14 protein-coding genes are annotated in these 15,182 nt (G+C 39.8%); 5 read left to right on the forward strand and 9 right to left on the reverse strand.

Annotation, left to right across the window (positions count from 1 at the left end; translation table 11 throughout):
- The first annotated feature begins 86 nt into the window (after positions 1–86).
- Positions 87–1,886, forward strand: a complete 1,800-nt coding sequence (locus ACR2F7_RS02175; RefSeq protein ID WP_432711972.1) for a UbiD family decarboxylase — start codon at positions 87–89, stop codon at positions 1,884–1,886.
- 72 nt (positions 1,887–1,958) lie between these two features.
- Here ACR2F7_RS02175 and ACR2F7_RS02180 read toward each other — a convergent pair whose 3' ends face one another.
- Positions 1,959–3,485, reverse strand: a complete 1,527-nt coding sequence (locus ACR2F7_RS02180) for an OmpP1/FadL family transporter (RefSeq protein WP_432711973.1) — start codon at positions 3,483–3,485, stop codon at positions 1,959–1,961.
- Between the two features lie 23 nt (positions 3,486–3,508).
- Positions 3,509–4,384: a hypothetical protein gene (locus tag ACR2F7_RS02185; RefSeq protein ID WP_432711974.1), complete on the reverse strand. Its 876-nt coding sequence runs from the start codon at positions 4,382–4,384 to the stop codon at positions 3,509–3,511.
- A gap of 104 nt (positions 4,385–4,488) precedes the next feature.
- Between ACR2F7_RS02185 and proS the strand changes: the two genes are divergently transcribed.
- The 4 genes from proS to ACR2F7_RS02205 are packed head-to-tail and all read left to right on the forward strand — an operon-like array spanning position 4,489 to position 8,473.
- Positions 4,489–5,961: a proline--tRNA ligase gene (gene proS / locus ACR2F7_RS02190; protein ID WP_432711975.1), complete on the forward strand. Its 1,473-nt coding sequence runs from the start codon at positions 4,489–4,491 to the stop codon at positions 5,959–5,961.
- Positions 5,962–6,002: 41 nt separating this feature from the next.
- Positions 6,003–7,142, forward strand: coding sequence for a cystathionine gamma-synthase (locus ACR2F7_RS02195; protein ID WP_432711976.1), 1,140 nt, complete (start codon positions 6,003–6,005; stop codon positions 7,140–7,142).
- Positions 7,143–7,148: 6 nt separating this feature from the next.
- Entirely contained in the window at positions 7,149–7,955 is an 807-nt protein-coding gene (locus tag ACR2F7_RS02200; protein ID WP_432711977.1) for a TIGR02757 family protein, read from the forward strand.
- An 8-nt stretch (positions 7,956–7,963) separates the two neighbouring features.
- Complete coding sequence (locus ACR2F7_RS02205; protein WP_432711978.1) at positions 7,964–8,473, forward strand: YdeI/OmpD-associated family protein; 510 nt, start codon at positions 7,964–7,966, stop codon at positions 8,471–8,473.
- A 6-nt stretch (positions 8,474–8,479) separates the two neighbouring features.
- Here ACR2F7_RS02205 and ACR2F7_RS02210 read toward each other — a convergent pair whose 3' ends face one another.
- From ACR2F7_RS02210 to ACR2F7_RS02240, 7 genes are all read right to left on the reverse strand, one after another.
- The gene (locus ACR2F7_RS02210; protein ID WP_432711979.1) at positions 8,480–9,214 is read right to left on the reverse strand and encodes a polyprenol monophosphomannose synthase; all 735 of its coding nucleotides are present in this window, start codon (positions 9,212–9,214) and stop codon (positions 8,480–8,482) included.
- 102 nt (positions 9,215–9,316) lie between these two features.
- Positions 9,317–10,855, reverse strand: a complete 1,539-nt coding sequence (locus ACR2F7_RS02215; protein ID WP_432711980.1) for a peptide MFS transporter — start codon at positions 10,853–10,855, stop codon at positions 9,317–9,319.
- Positions 10,856–10,890: 35 nt separating this feature from the next.
- Positions 10,891–12,531, reverse strand: a complete 1,641-nt coding sequence (locus ACR2F7_RS02220) for a peptide MFS transporter (RefSeq protein ID WP_432711981.1) — start codon at positions 12,529–12,531, stop codon at positions 10,891–10,893.
- 196 nt (positions 12,532–12,727) lie between these two features.
- Positions 12,728–13,906: an acetyl-CoA C-acyltransferase gene (locus ACR2F7_RS02225; protein ID WP_432711982.1), complete on the reverse strand. Its 1,179-nt coding sequence runs from the start codon at positions 13,904–13,906 to the stop codon at positions 12,728–12,730.
- A 283-nt stretch (positions 13,907–14,189) separates the two neighbouring features.
- Positions 14,190–14,312, reverse strand: a complete 123-nt coding sequence (locus tag ACR2F7_RS02230; RefSeq protein ID WP_432711983.1) for a hypothetical protein — start codon at positions 14,310–14,312, stop codon at positions 14,190–14,192.
- Positions 14,313–14,420: 108 nt separating this feature from the next.
- Positions 14,421–14,594 (reverse strand): DUF6496 domain-containing protein, encoded by a 174-nt coding sequence (locus tag ACR2F7_RS02235; RefSeq protein WP_432711984.1) that lies wholly within the window; start codon positions 14,592–14,594, stop codon positions 14,421–14,423.
- Positions 14,595–14,660: 66 nt separating this feature from the next.
- Positions 14,661–15,182 (reverse strand): 3-keto-disaccharide hydrolase (locus tag ACR2F7_RS02240; RefSeq protein WP_432711985.1); only part of this gene is annotated, 522 nt, incomplete at its 5' end.

Raw genomic sequence — 15,182 nt, forward strand, 5'->3', positions numbered from 1 at the left:
CCGTTTGAAAAACCATGCTGAGAGGCATGGTTTTTCTTTTTTTAGGGTTTTCTTAAAACTCAGATTTGTTTAATACCTTTGAAATAATGGGATATAATAATTTAGCAGCGTGTGTTGCCGATTTAGATAAACATGGGCATTTGCTGCGTATCAAAGAAGAAGTTGATCCTTACCTGGAAATGGCAGCCATCCATATGCGGGTATACGATGCACAAGGACCTGCTATTCTGTTTGAAAAGGTGAAAGGAAGTAAATTTCCTGCAGTATCAAATTTATTTGGAACGCTGGAGCGCTCAAAGTTCATGTTCAGGGATAGCCTGGAAAATGTGCAGCAGTTAGTAGGTTTACGTTCTGACCCCATGAAGGCGCTAAAGAACCCTTTAAAATATGCAGGATCAGGCTTATTAGCCGTTTCGGCCTTGCCGCTCAAACAAAATCTATTTAAACCGACTTTCAAAAAAACAACCATCAGTGCTTTACCACAGATTGTGAACTGGCCGATGGACGGTGGTCCATTTATCACCATGCCCCAGGTTTATACGGAAGATATTGATAAACCCGGCGCACTTAATGGTAACCTTGGCATGTACCGTGTTCAGTTAGCTGGCAATGATTATATTCAGGATAAAGAAATAGGTTTGCACTACCAGATCCACCGTGGCATAGGTGTACATCAATCAAAAGCCAATGCCAAAGGCCAACCTTTAAAAGTAAGCATCTTTGTAGGTGGGCCACCTGCTCATCCTTTAGCGGCCGTGATGCCTTTGCCAGAAGGTTTGTCGGAACTTACTTTTGCAGGCGCCATAGGAAACAGGCGTTTCCGTTATTTTTATGATGAGGAAGGTTTCTGTATGTCTGCTGATGCTGATTTCATCATCACCGGAACAGTTTACCCTCATGAAAATAAACCAGAAGGACCATTTGGTGACCACCTGGGCTATTACAGCTTAACACATCCTTTCCCGCTAATGAAGGTGCATAATGTTTACCACCGTGAAGATGCCATCTGGTCATTTACGGTAGTTGGCAGACCGCCACAGGAAGATACCAGTTTTGGTGCTTTAATTCATGAAATAACAGGTGCTGCTATTCCCCAGGAAATTCACGGATTGAAAGAAGTAAATGCCGTAGACGCTGCTGGGGTACATCCTTTGTTATTTGCCATCGGCAGTGAAAGATATACACCTTTTTTAAAAGAACGCAGGCCCCAGGAAATTCTCACCATTGCCAATCATATTTTAGGGAAGAACCAGCTTAGCCTGGCAAAATACCTGTTCATTGCAGCAAGGGAAGATAATGAGCAATTGAGTACAAATAATATTGCCTCTTTTTTGAAGCATATACTGGAACGCATAGATTTAACCAGAGACCTCCACTTTTATACACAAACCACTATTGATACGCTAGATTACAGTGGGGAAGGACTTAATAGCGGCTCTAAAGTAGTTTTTGCTGCCGCTGGTGATGTTAAACGACAACTAAGCACTATCCTTGCGGCTGATTTTAATTTGGTGTATAAGAGCTTCTTAGCCCTTCCAGGGATATTAACGCTGCAGTTACCTGCTTATGTAAATGCTGCTTCAGCGAAACAAGAGATTGATGCTGTGAAAACCAAACTTAGTTTTTACCCGCTGGATGGGATAGCCTTAATTGTGATTTGTGATGACGCTGCTTTTACAGCTCAGAACGTAGATAACCTGGTATGGGTAACCTTTACCAGAAGTAACCCTGCCGCAGATATTGATGGGGTGGGGAGCTTTACGAAAAATAAACATTGGGGATGTACTGGGCCTTTGCTAATTGATGCAAGAAAGAAACCGCATCATGCACCGGAACTTATTAAAGATGCAGCCATAGAAAAGCAAATTGACAGATTTAATTTATAAAATCCTTAATAAAAGAAAAAACCCCGTTCTATTTAAAGACCGGGGTTTTTTTACGTATAGAATGGATGGATGTTAAAACCTTACACCCAACGTTAAGAAAACGTTGTTTTTGTTGACCTTTGAAGAGGCAACAGGCTCAGAAAAATCATTCAGCACATAAGGACTAAAAGTATTATTAGTCTCTACACGTTGATAAGCTACATCTAAATAATATTGGTTAAAGCGGTAACCTAAACCACCACTGTATATCTTAGTTTCAAAAAGCTTTGCGTCATCATCTTTATAAGGAGTGCCGTTTAAGCCAAAACCTGCTCTTAAGGTTAGCTGGTCAACTCTTAATTCACCACCTACGCGGTAATTAATGGCATCGGTATAAAAATCCTTCACATCTAAATTGTTGTTAGTGATTGTAGTAGGTGAATAACTATTTTCAGCATTGCTGAACTTGATAGAAGAATAATCTACATAATCAACATCTGCAGTTAACAGACCATTGTTACCCAGGATAAAACTTGCACCTAGTGATCCTTTGTAAGGTGTTCTTAAATTGTATTGAAAAACACTGTTTGAAGGATCATTGGTATATGCTGTACTGGCATTGAAACGCGAATCAATCACTTCAGAATATACATCTTCAATGTGCATCCAGGTTGGGGTTTGGAAAGTAGCCCCAATTCTAAAAGCATTTACAGGTTTAAATATCACACCAATTTTTCCGTTGATACCAGATCCATCAGTAGTTTGACTTTGTCTGTAAGAGATGTCATAAGCATCACCCGCCACAGGATCTCCGGCAATAGGGGTAGTCACTGTGTTTAGGGTGGATACACCACTTTCAGTAAACTGAGAATCATAGCCATAACGCATGCTGATCAAACCAACAGAAGCACCAATGTAAAACTGGTTAGAGATATTTAAGGCACCTGAGAAATTGAACTCAGAGGTAGACCCAAATCTAACCTGGTTATACTGTTGTAAATTATTTAAAGATGTTGCACGTTGATAGACTCCGTTATTGCCCGTACCCACTTCATCTATTAAAAAGCTATCGTAAGCCATTCGGGCTAAAGTACCATCCGCTAATTGTTCTGGTAAAGCACCATTAAATGTTGCATCTTCAGCAAAAAAGTCACCGATAGAGTTTTGTCCATTCACACCGCCATAAGAGTGACTTGCACTAAAATCATTGTTTCTGTTGTAACCTAGTCCCCATACAAAGCTTAATACACCTTTATTTAAATCAGATCCTGCTCTTTTAACCGTAGGATTATACCAAACCATTCCCGCCTGGTTTAAATTACCTTTGTCAAGGTCGCTTTTAGAGCGCTGACCAAGATAAGTAGACTCCGAGATGGTATTGTTATATTCGGGTGTAACGCTAAATTCTGATCTGGTAAACATTCCCAAACCTGCAGGGTTACCACTGATGGAGCTGATGTCTCCACCTAAGCCAATTTGTGCATTACCTAAACCTTTGAAACGGGCAGAACTACCATAATTGGTTTGTGAAAACCTTAAGGCGTCTCCGGCGTATTGTGCGTATAAAAATCCTGTATTAGCTACCATAGCTAATCCAAGCAGTGTCATGAATTTTTTCATTCTATTAGATAAGCCTCGTTAAATTAATTTCTGCCTCCACCTCTTGAGCTTCTGCTGCCACCACCACCGCTACTTCCTTGTGATGCGCCAGCGCTGCCACTGCTGCTTCTTGAAGGAGGGCTATAGCTTGGTCTGTTGTCTGTGTTTGACCTTGTTGGTGGTCTGTTAGTTTCAGTAGTGGTACGACCAGTTCTACCGGTGGTATTAGGGTTAACAGTACCACGGCTAGGGTTATATCTTTCTGCACGACTTCTGTCTGTAGAAACAACGCCATTGTTAGACCTTGTTGCGCCACGGCCGGTCACTATTCCTGTGCCTGATCTTGAATAACCAGTGTTATTTTCTCTGCCTCTGTCAGGTCGTGGACCTCTGGTAGTGTTTCCCGGTAAAGTATGGACATAGCCACCACCAAGGTAACCACCGCCTAAATAGCCGCCACCGTAGTAAGGGTTCCATGCATAGTATGGAGAGTAGATTCCATAACCGTAATAAGGGTTATTCCAGTAGTTTCCATAAAAGGGACTTCCCCATCCCCAACCGAAGCCTAAAGAGAAGCCAGAAGAGTACCATGGAGAAAAGCTATTATAGCCATAATAATCATAATAAAAAGGATCATAATAGCTGCGGAAAGGACTACCATAATAGAACCTGTTGATACGGGAAGAATAATCCATATCATAGTATGGGTCACTCATTCCGTAGTCTTCCTGAATGGCAGATGTATCCTTATATTGAGATGAAGGGCGAGGTTTAGGTTGTACATACTCTTTTGCCTGAGCTACAGAATTATATACATCATCAGTACCTTTATTTTCTGTTGCCATCCTCGGTGCAGAACACGAGGCAAGCGCTACTGTGCCTGCTGCCAGTAGACTAGCAAATAATCGAATCGGTTTCATGATATGTTAATTGTTTGTGTGTGTTGCAATTTTTATAGCTATAAATTTATAAATTTGTGGACTACTAAACAAATAATTTAACACAAATAACGTTCCAGATAGTTATGAGCAAAGGTATTACAAGCAAAAACGAAGATTATTCACAGTGGTATAACGACATTGTTATAAAGGCTGACCTTGCGGATCATTCAGATGTGAGGGGTTGCATGGTCATTAAGCCATATGGTTATTCTATTTGGGAGAAAATGCAAGCAATTTTAGACCAAAAATTCAAAGATACAGGACATAGTAATGCCTATTTTCCGCTCTTCATCCCAAAGTCATATTTTTCTAAAGAAGCTTCTCACGTGGAAGGTTTTGCCACCGAATGTGCAGTTGTGACACATTACCGTCTTAAAAATGATGGAGAAGGAAATATTGTCGTGGATGAAACTGCCAAACTGGAAGAGGAGCTGATTGTCAGACCTACTTCTGAGACTATCATTTGGAATACTTATAGAGGCTGGATTCAGTCATATAGAGATTTACCTTTGCTGATTAACCAATGGGCAAATGTTGTTCGCTGGGAAATGAGAACACGTTTGTTTTTAAGAACAGCAGAATTCTTATGGCAAGAAGGACATACTGCACATGCAACTGCTCAGGAAGCGATTCAGGAAACAGAACGTATGCTGGATGTATATGCTGACTTTGCTGAAAGCTATATGGCGATGCCTGTTGTTAAAGGTAAAAAAACTGCCAATGAACGTTTTGCAGGTGCTTTAGATACCTATTGTATTGAAGCCTTAATGCAGGATGGTAAAGCTTTGCAAGCTGGAACATCGCATTTTCTGGGCCAAAACTTCGCGAAGGCTTTTGATGTAAAGTTTACGAGTAAAGAAGGTAAAGTTGAGCATGTTTGGGCAACTTCATGGGGTGTTTCTACAAGATTAATAGGTGCCCTAATTATGGCACACAGTGATGATGCTGGTTTGGTATTGCCACCAAAATTAGCGCCTATACAAGTAGTTATTGTACCAATTTACAGAGGTGAGGAAGACCTTAAAAATATATCATCTTTTGTTGATGAATTGATTCCTAAGCTTAAACGCATAGGCATTTCTGTAAAATATGATGATCGTGACACGCAACGTCCGGGATTTAAATTTGCAGAATATGAACTTAAAGGTGTTCCAATTCGTATCGCCATTGGTGGTAGAGATATGGAAAATAAAACAGTAGAAATTGCCCGTAGAGATACTCGTGAGAAGTTCACCGTAACGCAAGATGGACTGGAGATTTACATTCCACAATTGTTGGATGATATTCAGAAAAGCATTTACGATAAAGCAGCTGCTTATAGAGAAGACCATATTACGGAAGCGAATTCTTATGATGAACTTAAAGAACTTTTAGACAGTAAAGCAGGTTTCATCAGTGCGCATTGGGATGGTACACCCGAAACAGAACAAAAGATAAAAGAGGAAACCAAAGCAACCATCAGGTGTATTCCTTTGGATAACAAACTAGAAGAAGGTGTTTGTATTTACTCTGGCAAACCTTCCATACAAAGGGTGTTATTTGCCCGTGCTTATTAATTAAATTGTTAAACAACTCGCTGTTTTATTAAACTCATGCTATGAAATTTGCAACAAAAGCTATTCACGCTGGTCAGGAACCTGATCCAAGCACAGGAGCCGTAATGACCCCTATTTACCAGACTTCTACTTACTGGCAAAAGTCTCCTGGTGATAACCAGGGTTTTGAATATTCCCGTGGAACAAATCCAACCAGGAAAGCTTTGGAAAGTTGTCTTGCAGCTTTGGAAAATGCTAAATATGGTTTGGCTTTTTCAAGTGGTATGGGCGCTACTGACGCAGTTTTAAGGTTGTTACAGCCTGGTGATGAGGTGATTACCGGAAATGATCTTTATGGTGGTTCTTACCGTATTTTTACCAAGGTTTATGAGAAATATGGCATTAAATTTAGCTTTCTTGATCTTTCGAAACCTGAAAATATAATTCCATATATTACTGAAAAAACAAAGTTAATCTGGATTGAAACACCTACAAACCCTACAATGCAAATTGTAGACATTGAAGGGATTGCTAAAATTTCAAAACAACATAATTTACTTCTAGCGGTAGACAATACTTTTGCCTCTCCTTATCTTCAAAATCCAATGGATTTAGGAGCTGACATTGTGATGCACTCTGTTACTAAATACATTGGTGGACACTCGGATGTGGTGATGGGTGCTTTGTTGGTAAACGACGATCAGTTGTATAAAGACCTTTGGTTTATTTATAATGCCTGTGGTGCTACACCAGGTCCTCAGGATGCCTTTTTGGTGTTAAGAGGTATCAAAACCCTGCACTTAAGAATGAAAGCTCACTGTGAAAACGGTATTAAGGTAGCTCATTTCTTGAAAAACCACCCAAAGGTAGATAAAATCTACTGGCCAGGTTTTGAAGATCACCCTAATCATGAAATTGCTAAAAAACAGATGCGTGGTTTTGGAGGTATGGTTTCGATCACTTTAAAAGGTGCTGACCTGGAGGAAACTTATCGTGTGGCTTCTTCTTTTAAGGTTTTCACCTTGGCAGAGTCTTTAGGTGGTGTAGAATCTTTAATTAATCACCCTACAAGCATGACACATGGTTCTATTCCTAAAGAAGAGCGTGAGAAAGTTGGTGTTACTGATAACTTACTTCGTTTAAGCGTAGGTGTGGAAGACATTGATGATTTAATAGCTGATTTAGAACAAGCACTTAAATAAATTCATTTGGAATTCCTGGAGCTTAAAGATTTCTTAGACCTCAAGTTTGTGCAATACAACCAACAGGCTTTTATCGAGAATGACCCAATTTGCATTCCACATCGGTTTGTAAAGAAACAGGATATTGAAATTGCCGCATTTTTTGCGGCAATTTTAGCTTGGGGCCAGCGCAAAACAATTATCAACAAGTGCACTGATCTTTTCCATAGAATGGACAATGCTCCTTATGAATTTATGCTGCACCATGGTGATGAGGACCTGAAAGGTTTACTTGGCTTTAAACACCGCACTTTCAATGATACCGACCTGTTGTATTTCGTTGCATTTTTTAAAGCGCATTACCAAAATTCTGATAGCCTGGAAACCGCTTTTATTCCTCAATTATCTCCTTTTAGAGAAGAATATTTAAGCGAACTCAACAGACCAAATTTTGAAATTGAACAAGCCCTGAATCACTTCAGAACTTACTTTTTTAGTTTAGAAGATTATCCTACACGTACCATTAAACATGTGTCATCACCAGCACAGAAATCTACCTGCAAACGTTTAAATATGTTCTTGCGCTGGATGGTAAGGAAAGATAATTGTGGCGTTGATTTTGGAATCTGGACGACTTTAAAACCCAAAGATTTGATTTGCCCTTGTGACGTTCATGTCGATCGTGTTGCCCGCCGCCTTAACCTTATTTCAAGAAAACAAACTGACTGGCAGACCGCACTGGAGTTGACCACAGCACTGCGTAAATTTGATCCTGCAGATCCAGTGAAATATGATTTTGCCTTGTTTGGTTTAGGTGTAGAAGAAAAGTTTTAACTTTATTTATGGTTACATTTAATGCTTCATTAGAACGCTTCGAGCGTATGGGCGAAAAGACTGGCTGGACTTATATCACTGTTCCACAAGCAATAGCTCAGGTCCTTAAGCCAGGCTGCAAAAAGAGCTACCGGGTAAAAGGTAAGTTTGATCATATTGACATCAGCGGAATGGCTATGATTCCAATGGGAGAGGGAGCTTTTATCATTGCGGTGAAGGCTGCTTTACGGAAGCAATTGCAAAAAGAAGAAGGGGCGGTGATCAAAGTGGAATTAGAGGAAGACTTGCATTTTACTGTGGAGATGCCTGAGGAGATGGAAATGTGTCTCCTGGAAGAGCGTCATTTGATGGATCGCTTTCTGGCAATGCCTTTATCGCACCAGCATTATTTTATCAATTGGTATACCTCTGCTAAGACTGAAAAAACAAAAGTGAAGCGCCTGATCATGATGGTTAATGCGATGGAAAGTCAACTAGACTTTGGGGCGATGATCAGGGCGAGTAAAGACGCAGGATAAAAAACTTTAAGACTTGCGATCATAATTCCGGAACCAACTGGTCATTTTCATCTGAATAACGCCATAGAATGCCTCTCTGAAGATTCTGGTGCTCATTTTTGAGGAGCCTTCAGTACGATCGGTAAAAATGATGGGTACTTCTACCACTTTAAAGCCATATTGTAAGGCCGTAAACTTCATCTCTATCTGAAAGGCATAACCTACAAACTTAATTTTATCCAGGGGAATGGTTTCTAATACAATTCTACGGTAACATTTAAATCCAGCGGTAGCATCCTGAATATCAATACGTGTAATTAATCGCACATACATGGAGGCGAAATAAGACATCAGCACCCGGCTCATTGGCCAATTGACCACATTCACCCCATTAACATACCTGGAGCCAATAGCCACATCTGCACCTTCTACACAAGCCTTTCTTAATTTGGGCAGGTCATCAGGATTATGAGAAAAATCTGCATCCATTTCAAAAATATAGTCATAATTATGCTTCAGGGCCCATCTGAAACCATGGATGTACGCAGTGCCTAAGCCTAATTTTCCTATCCTTTGTTCAAGATGCAGGCGGCCGGCAAACTCAACCTGTAAGGATTTGATGATGTCTGAAGTGCCATCCGGCGACCCATCATCTATAATTAAAAGTTCAAAAGCAAAATCCAGGGAAAGGACTTTTCTAATGATCTTTTCAATATTTTCCTTTTCATTATAGGTTGGGATGATAACTAAACTGTCTGACACGTAAAAATTGATAAAGTAAATAACCCTGCGAAAGTATTCAATAAAATTAAAAAACCCGCAGGATTGGAAGTCCTGCGGGTTAAATATGATAAAAAATGTATACTACGTTGTAGAATTCATGGTTTTCTGTAACCACTTGGTTAAGAAAAACAAGATAAAGGCAGCGATACCAGCCATAAACACAAACAGCATAAAGAAGTCGTTGATGTTGTGCATTTCATAACCTGCAAAATTAGTTACTTTGGTGCCATCAGGATATAATGAACTTAATTTACCCGCCAGAACGTTAGAGCCTGCATTGGCAAGAAACCATACCGCCATTAATAGGGAAGCAAATTTTACCGGAGACAATTTGTTAACCAGTGATAAGCCGATTGGTGATAAGCAAAGTTCTCCCCAGGTATGGAAAGCATACATTCCGATTAACCAGATCATACTTACTTTAACACCAGTGCCAATGTCTTTAACACCCACGGCAATGATAAAATAACCTACAGCAAGTAACAAAAGACCAAGAGCCATTTTTGTTGGTGCTGAGGGTTCTTTTCTACCTAATTTAATCCATAACCAGGCAAAAACAGGGGCAAAGATAATAACGAAAACAGAGTTTAAAGACTGGAACCAACTTGCTGGCACAGTAAAGAAACCTAAATCACGTTGTGTTTGCTCTTCTGCAAAGAAGGTTAATGAGGCACCTGCCTGCTCAAATGCGCTCCAAAAGAAGACAACGAAGAAAGCCACGATAAAGATGACCGAGATTTTCTTTTTCTCCACCACACTTAGACTTTTATCACTGAAAAGCATGTAACCAATACCTAATACAGCAACGATCAATAAATAACTTAAATAACTGTAAACCTTTGCATCAATATAAAGCATACCTACACAAATGGCCACAAAAGCCATTAGCGATCCATATACCAATACCGGATTAGGCTTTTGAGCATCTGCCTTTAGTGGCGACATACCTAATGGTTTACCATCAGGATGACGTACATACTTGTCTTTTAAATAGATAAATACAATTACCCCAATGGCCATTGCAATAGCTGCACATAAAAATGCCCATTTAAAGTCTGCAGGATTACCTGTATCACCAAAATAGCCGCAAATAAAGGGTCCTAAAGCACCACCTACGTTAATCCCCATGTAGAAAATGGTATAAGCGGCATCAATTCTTCTATCGTTGGCAGGATATAACTGACCTACCATAGAAGAAATATTAGGCTTGAAGAATCCGTTACCGGCAATCATAAAGCCCAATCCGGTGAAAAACAAAAAGGCTGAGGCGTCCAGATTAGATTGGTAAATCGAAGCGCAGGCAAACATCAAAAGGTTACCCAATGACATTAATACACCGCCGGTAATGATAGATCTTCGGTTTCCCCAAAACCTATCGGCCACAAAACCACCAATAAGGGGTGTTAAGTATACTAAACCAGTATAACTGCCATAAAGGTTAGAGGCGAAAGCTTTATCAAAAAGCAAGGCTTTAGTCATGAAAAGCACCAATATGGCTCTCATGCCATAATAGTTGAAACGTTCCCACATTTCTGTAGCAAATAAAACGTACAATCCCTTAGGATGGCCTTTTGTAGAAGGGTTTAACTCCTCAGGCTTCAGGATTTCAGATTGATCCATATAGAATTTTATATAATTTATTTATAAATTGATAATTAAGCGTGTTTGTTAATAATTCCCCGTAACCATTTTAACATGGCGAAGATGATGAGTCCTGCTACTACACAGGCGATACAATTGACCCAGAAAAAGTTAGCCTTCTGTTCATAGGTATCCCAAAGCGAAGCTAAAACACCGGAAAGCTTGTTGCCAATGGAAGTCGCTAAAAACCATCCGCCCATCATTAAGGAGGTAAGGCGGGCAGGGGCTACCTTAGATACCAGGGATAAACCAATAGGCGATAAAAATAACTCCCCAATAGTCACTACGGCATAAGAGCCGATGAGCCACCATGCAGAAGATTTTTCCATCGTAATGTCCGTTGAATAAATGGCAAAGGCCATAATTGCGGTCGACAAGCCGGTGATTAATAAACCGTAACCAATTTTAGCAGGGGTGGAGGGCTCTTTCCCTCTTTTTCTAAGAAAGCTAAACAAGGAGATCACCAGTGGGGTAAGTAAGATTATAAAGAATGGATTAACCGATTGGAATATTTCTGTAGAGATCAGCTTCACAGGTTCTTTCTCCTGAGGCCATTTTGCCTTATCAAGGTTATGGAAATAAGGATTTGGCGTAAGCTCCATGATCTTCTCTCCATTGGCATCTTTTAAAGGTTTAAAAAATGGGTCATGTTTTGGAAAAGAATCCTGTTCAGTTGTTAATTCCACTACCATGCCGAAAGGCTTCAGGTAACCAGCAGTCCGGTCGCTAATTTGCCTGTCTGTATAAGTTTCAGCGTAGTTGGTTAGTGCGGAAGAATTTTGCTTAAACACAGCCCAGAAAACCACGACAACAGCGAAAATAGCTAAAAGAGCACCAATGCGTGATTTGTCTTCTTTGTTAGATTTAACCAATAAGTTGATGTAAAAAGAGATGACAGGAATACAAGCAACAATAAAAGCATCAGTGGAATCAGAGCCGAAAATATTACCAGGGATAAACCAGCCTGCAATACCAAAAACAAACATGGGAATCATGACCAGCCACATTACTTTACTGACCGACATGTCCTCTGGGTTGGCAGGTTTCATCACATCTGCATGTTTAATATGTTTAGAACCTGCAATAAACCAGATGATTCCCAATAACATCCCTAAACCTGCAGCACCAAAGGCATATCCCCAGCCATATTCATTACGCATGTATGCGGCAACGAAATTACAGATGAAGGCACCAATGTTGATACCCATGTAAAAAATATTGTAGCCTGAATCTTTAAGCGATTTGTTGTCTGGTGTAGCATATAAATTACCTAATAGGGTAGAAATATTAGGCTTAAAAAAGCCATTACCTATAACAATCAAGACTACGGCCAGCCAAAACATTTCTATAGAAGGGAAGGCCAGGCAAAAATAACCAGCCGACATTAAGAGACCTCCAATGATAATTGATTTTCTGTAACCTAAAATCCTATCTGCTATTAAGCCACCCAAAAAGGGGGTTAAATAGACAAGACCTAAATAGGTGCCAACAATATCTGCAGCTTCTTTATTGTCAAAACCAAAACCTCCTTTGGGGTCCTTTAGATAAAGTAAGAGAATTCCGAGCATCAGGTAGTAGCCAAAACGCTCCCACATCTCGGTAAAAAATAAAACGGGCAGGCCTTTTGGATGCCGCGCTTTCGAAGATTTAGTCATCTACTTAGTGTGTTGGTTTATGAAATAACGATGTTACTATCCCGCAAGATAACGACATGAAAGCAAACTAGCAAGTTTTTAATTACAAGGGCTTCATCTTGAATTCATAACCAATAACATATTAAATTGATAGTTAAGGAGAACAAAGTTAAGCGACTACTATGGTGTATAAATAGTAGTCGCTGGGAAAGGTCTATTAGACTAAACTTTCAATCACTATTGCGCTGGCACCGCCACCACCATTACATATTCCGGCAACGCCAATTTTGCCTTGGTTTTGAGAAAGTACTGAAATTAGGGTCACTACAATTCGAGCACCTGAAGCGCCCAGTGGGTGCCCTAAAGCTACCGCACCACCGTTAACATTTACTTTTTCATTGTCTAAAGCTAATAATTGGTTGTTGGCCAGAGAAACAACAGAAAAGGCTTCATTGATTTCAAAATAGTCTACATCCTTGATGTCAATTCCAGCCCTGTTTAAGGCAATAGGAATGGCTTTTGCAGGAGCAGTGGTAAACCATTCAGGTGCTTGCTGTGCATCTGCATAGGCTAAAATTCTGGCTAAAGGTTTAATGCCCAATTCTGCGGCTTTTTCTGCACTCATCAATACAAGGGCAGCAGCACCATCATTTAAGGTTGAAGCATTTGCTGCGGTAACTGTCCCTTCTTTTTTAAAGACGGGTTTTAGTGCCGGTATTTTGTCAAATTTAACAGTAAAAGGTTCTTCATCGTCCGTGATAGCGGTGACGGTTCCTTTTCTGTCTGTTACTTCTACAGCAACTATTTCCTGTTTAAACTTTTCATTTTGTTGAGCTGCCTGTGCTTTCTGGTAAGAGGCAATGGCAAAAGCATCCTGGTCTTCACGACTAATATTACAGGTAGAGGCACAAAGTTCAGCTGCTGAGCCCATGTGGTAGTCATTATAAACATCCCACAGGCCATCTTTCACTAAACCATCAGTCAGCTGGCCATTCCCTAAGCGGTATCCATTGCGCGCTTTATCTAAATAGTAGGGCACATTACTCATGCTTTCCATACCACCGGCAACCACAATATCGTTCTGTCCTAAGGCAATACTTTGTGCGGCCAGCATAATTGCTTTAGTGCCTGAAGCACATACTTTATTAATTGTTGTTGCTGGTAAATCGGGTAAACCGGCAAGTTTAGCAGCTTGCGTTGCAGGTGCTTGTCCTAAGTTGGCTGATAAAACATTACCCATGTAGAGTTCCTGTACTTCTTCAGGTTTGATACCCGCTTTTTCGATGGCGGCTTTGATGGCTATGCCTCCTAATTGGGGAGCCGAAAAACTTGCTAATGATCCACCGAAACTGCCAATTGGCGTTCTTACTGCTGAAACGATTACTACTTCTTTCATTCGAAATTTTTATATATGGTTGATCAAAGGTAAACAAGGTAATGAAAATAAGAAATATAATGATCAAACTATTAGGCAGCCTCATACTTATATAAGGTGTTTTGACAAATATTAAAAGAAGATTAAATGAGTTTTTAGCTGAATAGATTTGTACAGCATTTTATGGAAGCTCTGAACAAAGCGACCGGTGATGATAATTTGCTTTCAGAATTAAGCTTATTGAAAGTCTAAATTCTGAAAGCAATATAATTTACATGATTAAGCATTATAGAGGTTAAGCTTATTATTTCTTGGTCACTTTAACCTTTTTCGCGTCTTTTGCAGAAGTTGATTCTTCAGGTTTGCTTCCTTTAGGTTTTTTGTCTGCAGTTTCTTTTTTTTCTGTGGAACTTTTAGTCGTTTTCATCTGAATTATATTTAGAAAAATATTGTGAATTTTCGATCAATTAATTTTTATACTCGCAGCCAATTAAAGTTCAGTTGGAAAGACTTCATTAATTGGTTCAAATCACTCTTATTTCTTTTTAGGAACTTTAGCACCTTCTTTTCTCGCCTCAGCTAAGCCTATCGCTACTGCTTGTTTTTTTGAAGTTACCTTTTTTCCGGTGCCGGTTTTTAATGTTCCCGCTTTTTCCTCATGCATTGCTTCTTCCACTTTTTCAGAAGCCTTCTTTGAATACTTTGCCATGGTATGAAATCCTATTAGGTAAACTGTAACTATAACAAAGCGTATTCAAAGAATGTTTTTTGAAGGCTAAAGTTCTCTTATCCAAATGTTGCGAAAACTGATGGGCTCACTTTTATCACCATGTGATTGCAGTTTGATAGGTGAAGCTCCGTGGGCCTGTCTATAGGCTGGCTGACCAACATATTGCGTAGGTCCTTTGAGCTCAAAGTTATTCTGAACCAACACTCCGTTATAAAATACGGTAACTTTAGCCGGTGTTTTTAACGAACTGTCTGCATTAAAAGTAGGTGCTGTCCACACAATATCATAAGTTTGCCATTCTCCGGGTTTCTTTGCTGCATTAACCAGTGGAGTGGTTTGTTTATATATGCTGCCGACCATACCGTTAGTGTAGGTTTTGTTATTATAACCATCAAGAATCTGTAACTCATAGCCTAAATCGCCTTTGCCAATGGAAGCAAGGAATAATCCGCTATTGCCTCTAGCTTGTCCTTCTCCAGTAATATAAGATGGGATAAGCCATTCCAGGTGTAATTGGTAATTATTGAAAGCTTGTTTAGTCTCAATATTTCCTGTTTTCTTGTCTAC

It is taken from the genome of Pedobacter sp. (assembly GCF_045628745.1).
Lineage (GTDB): Bacteria > Bacteroidota > Bacteroidia > Sphingobacteriales > Sphingobacteriaceae > Pedobacter.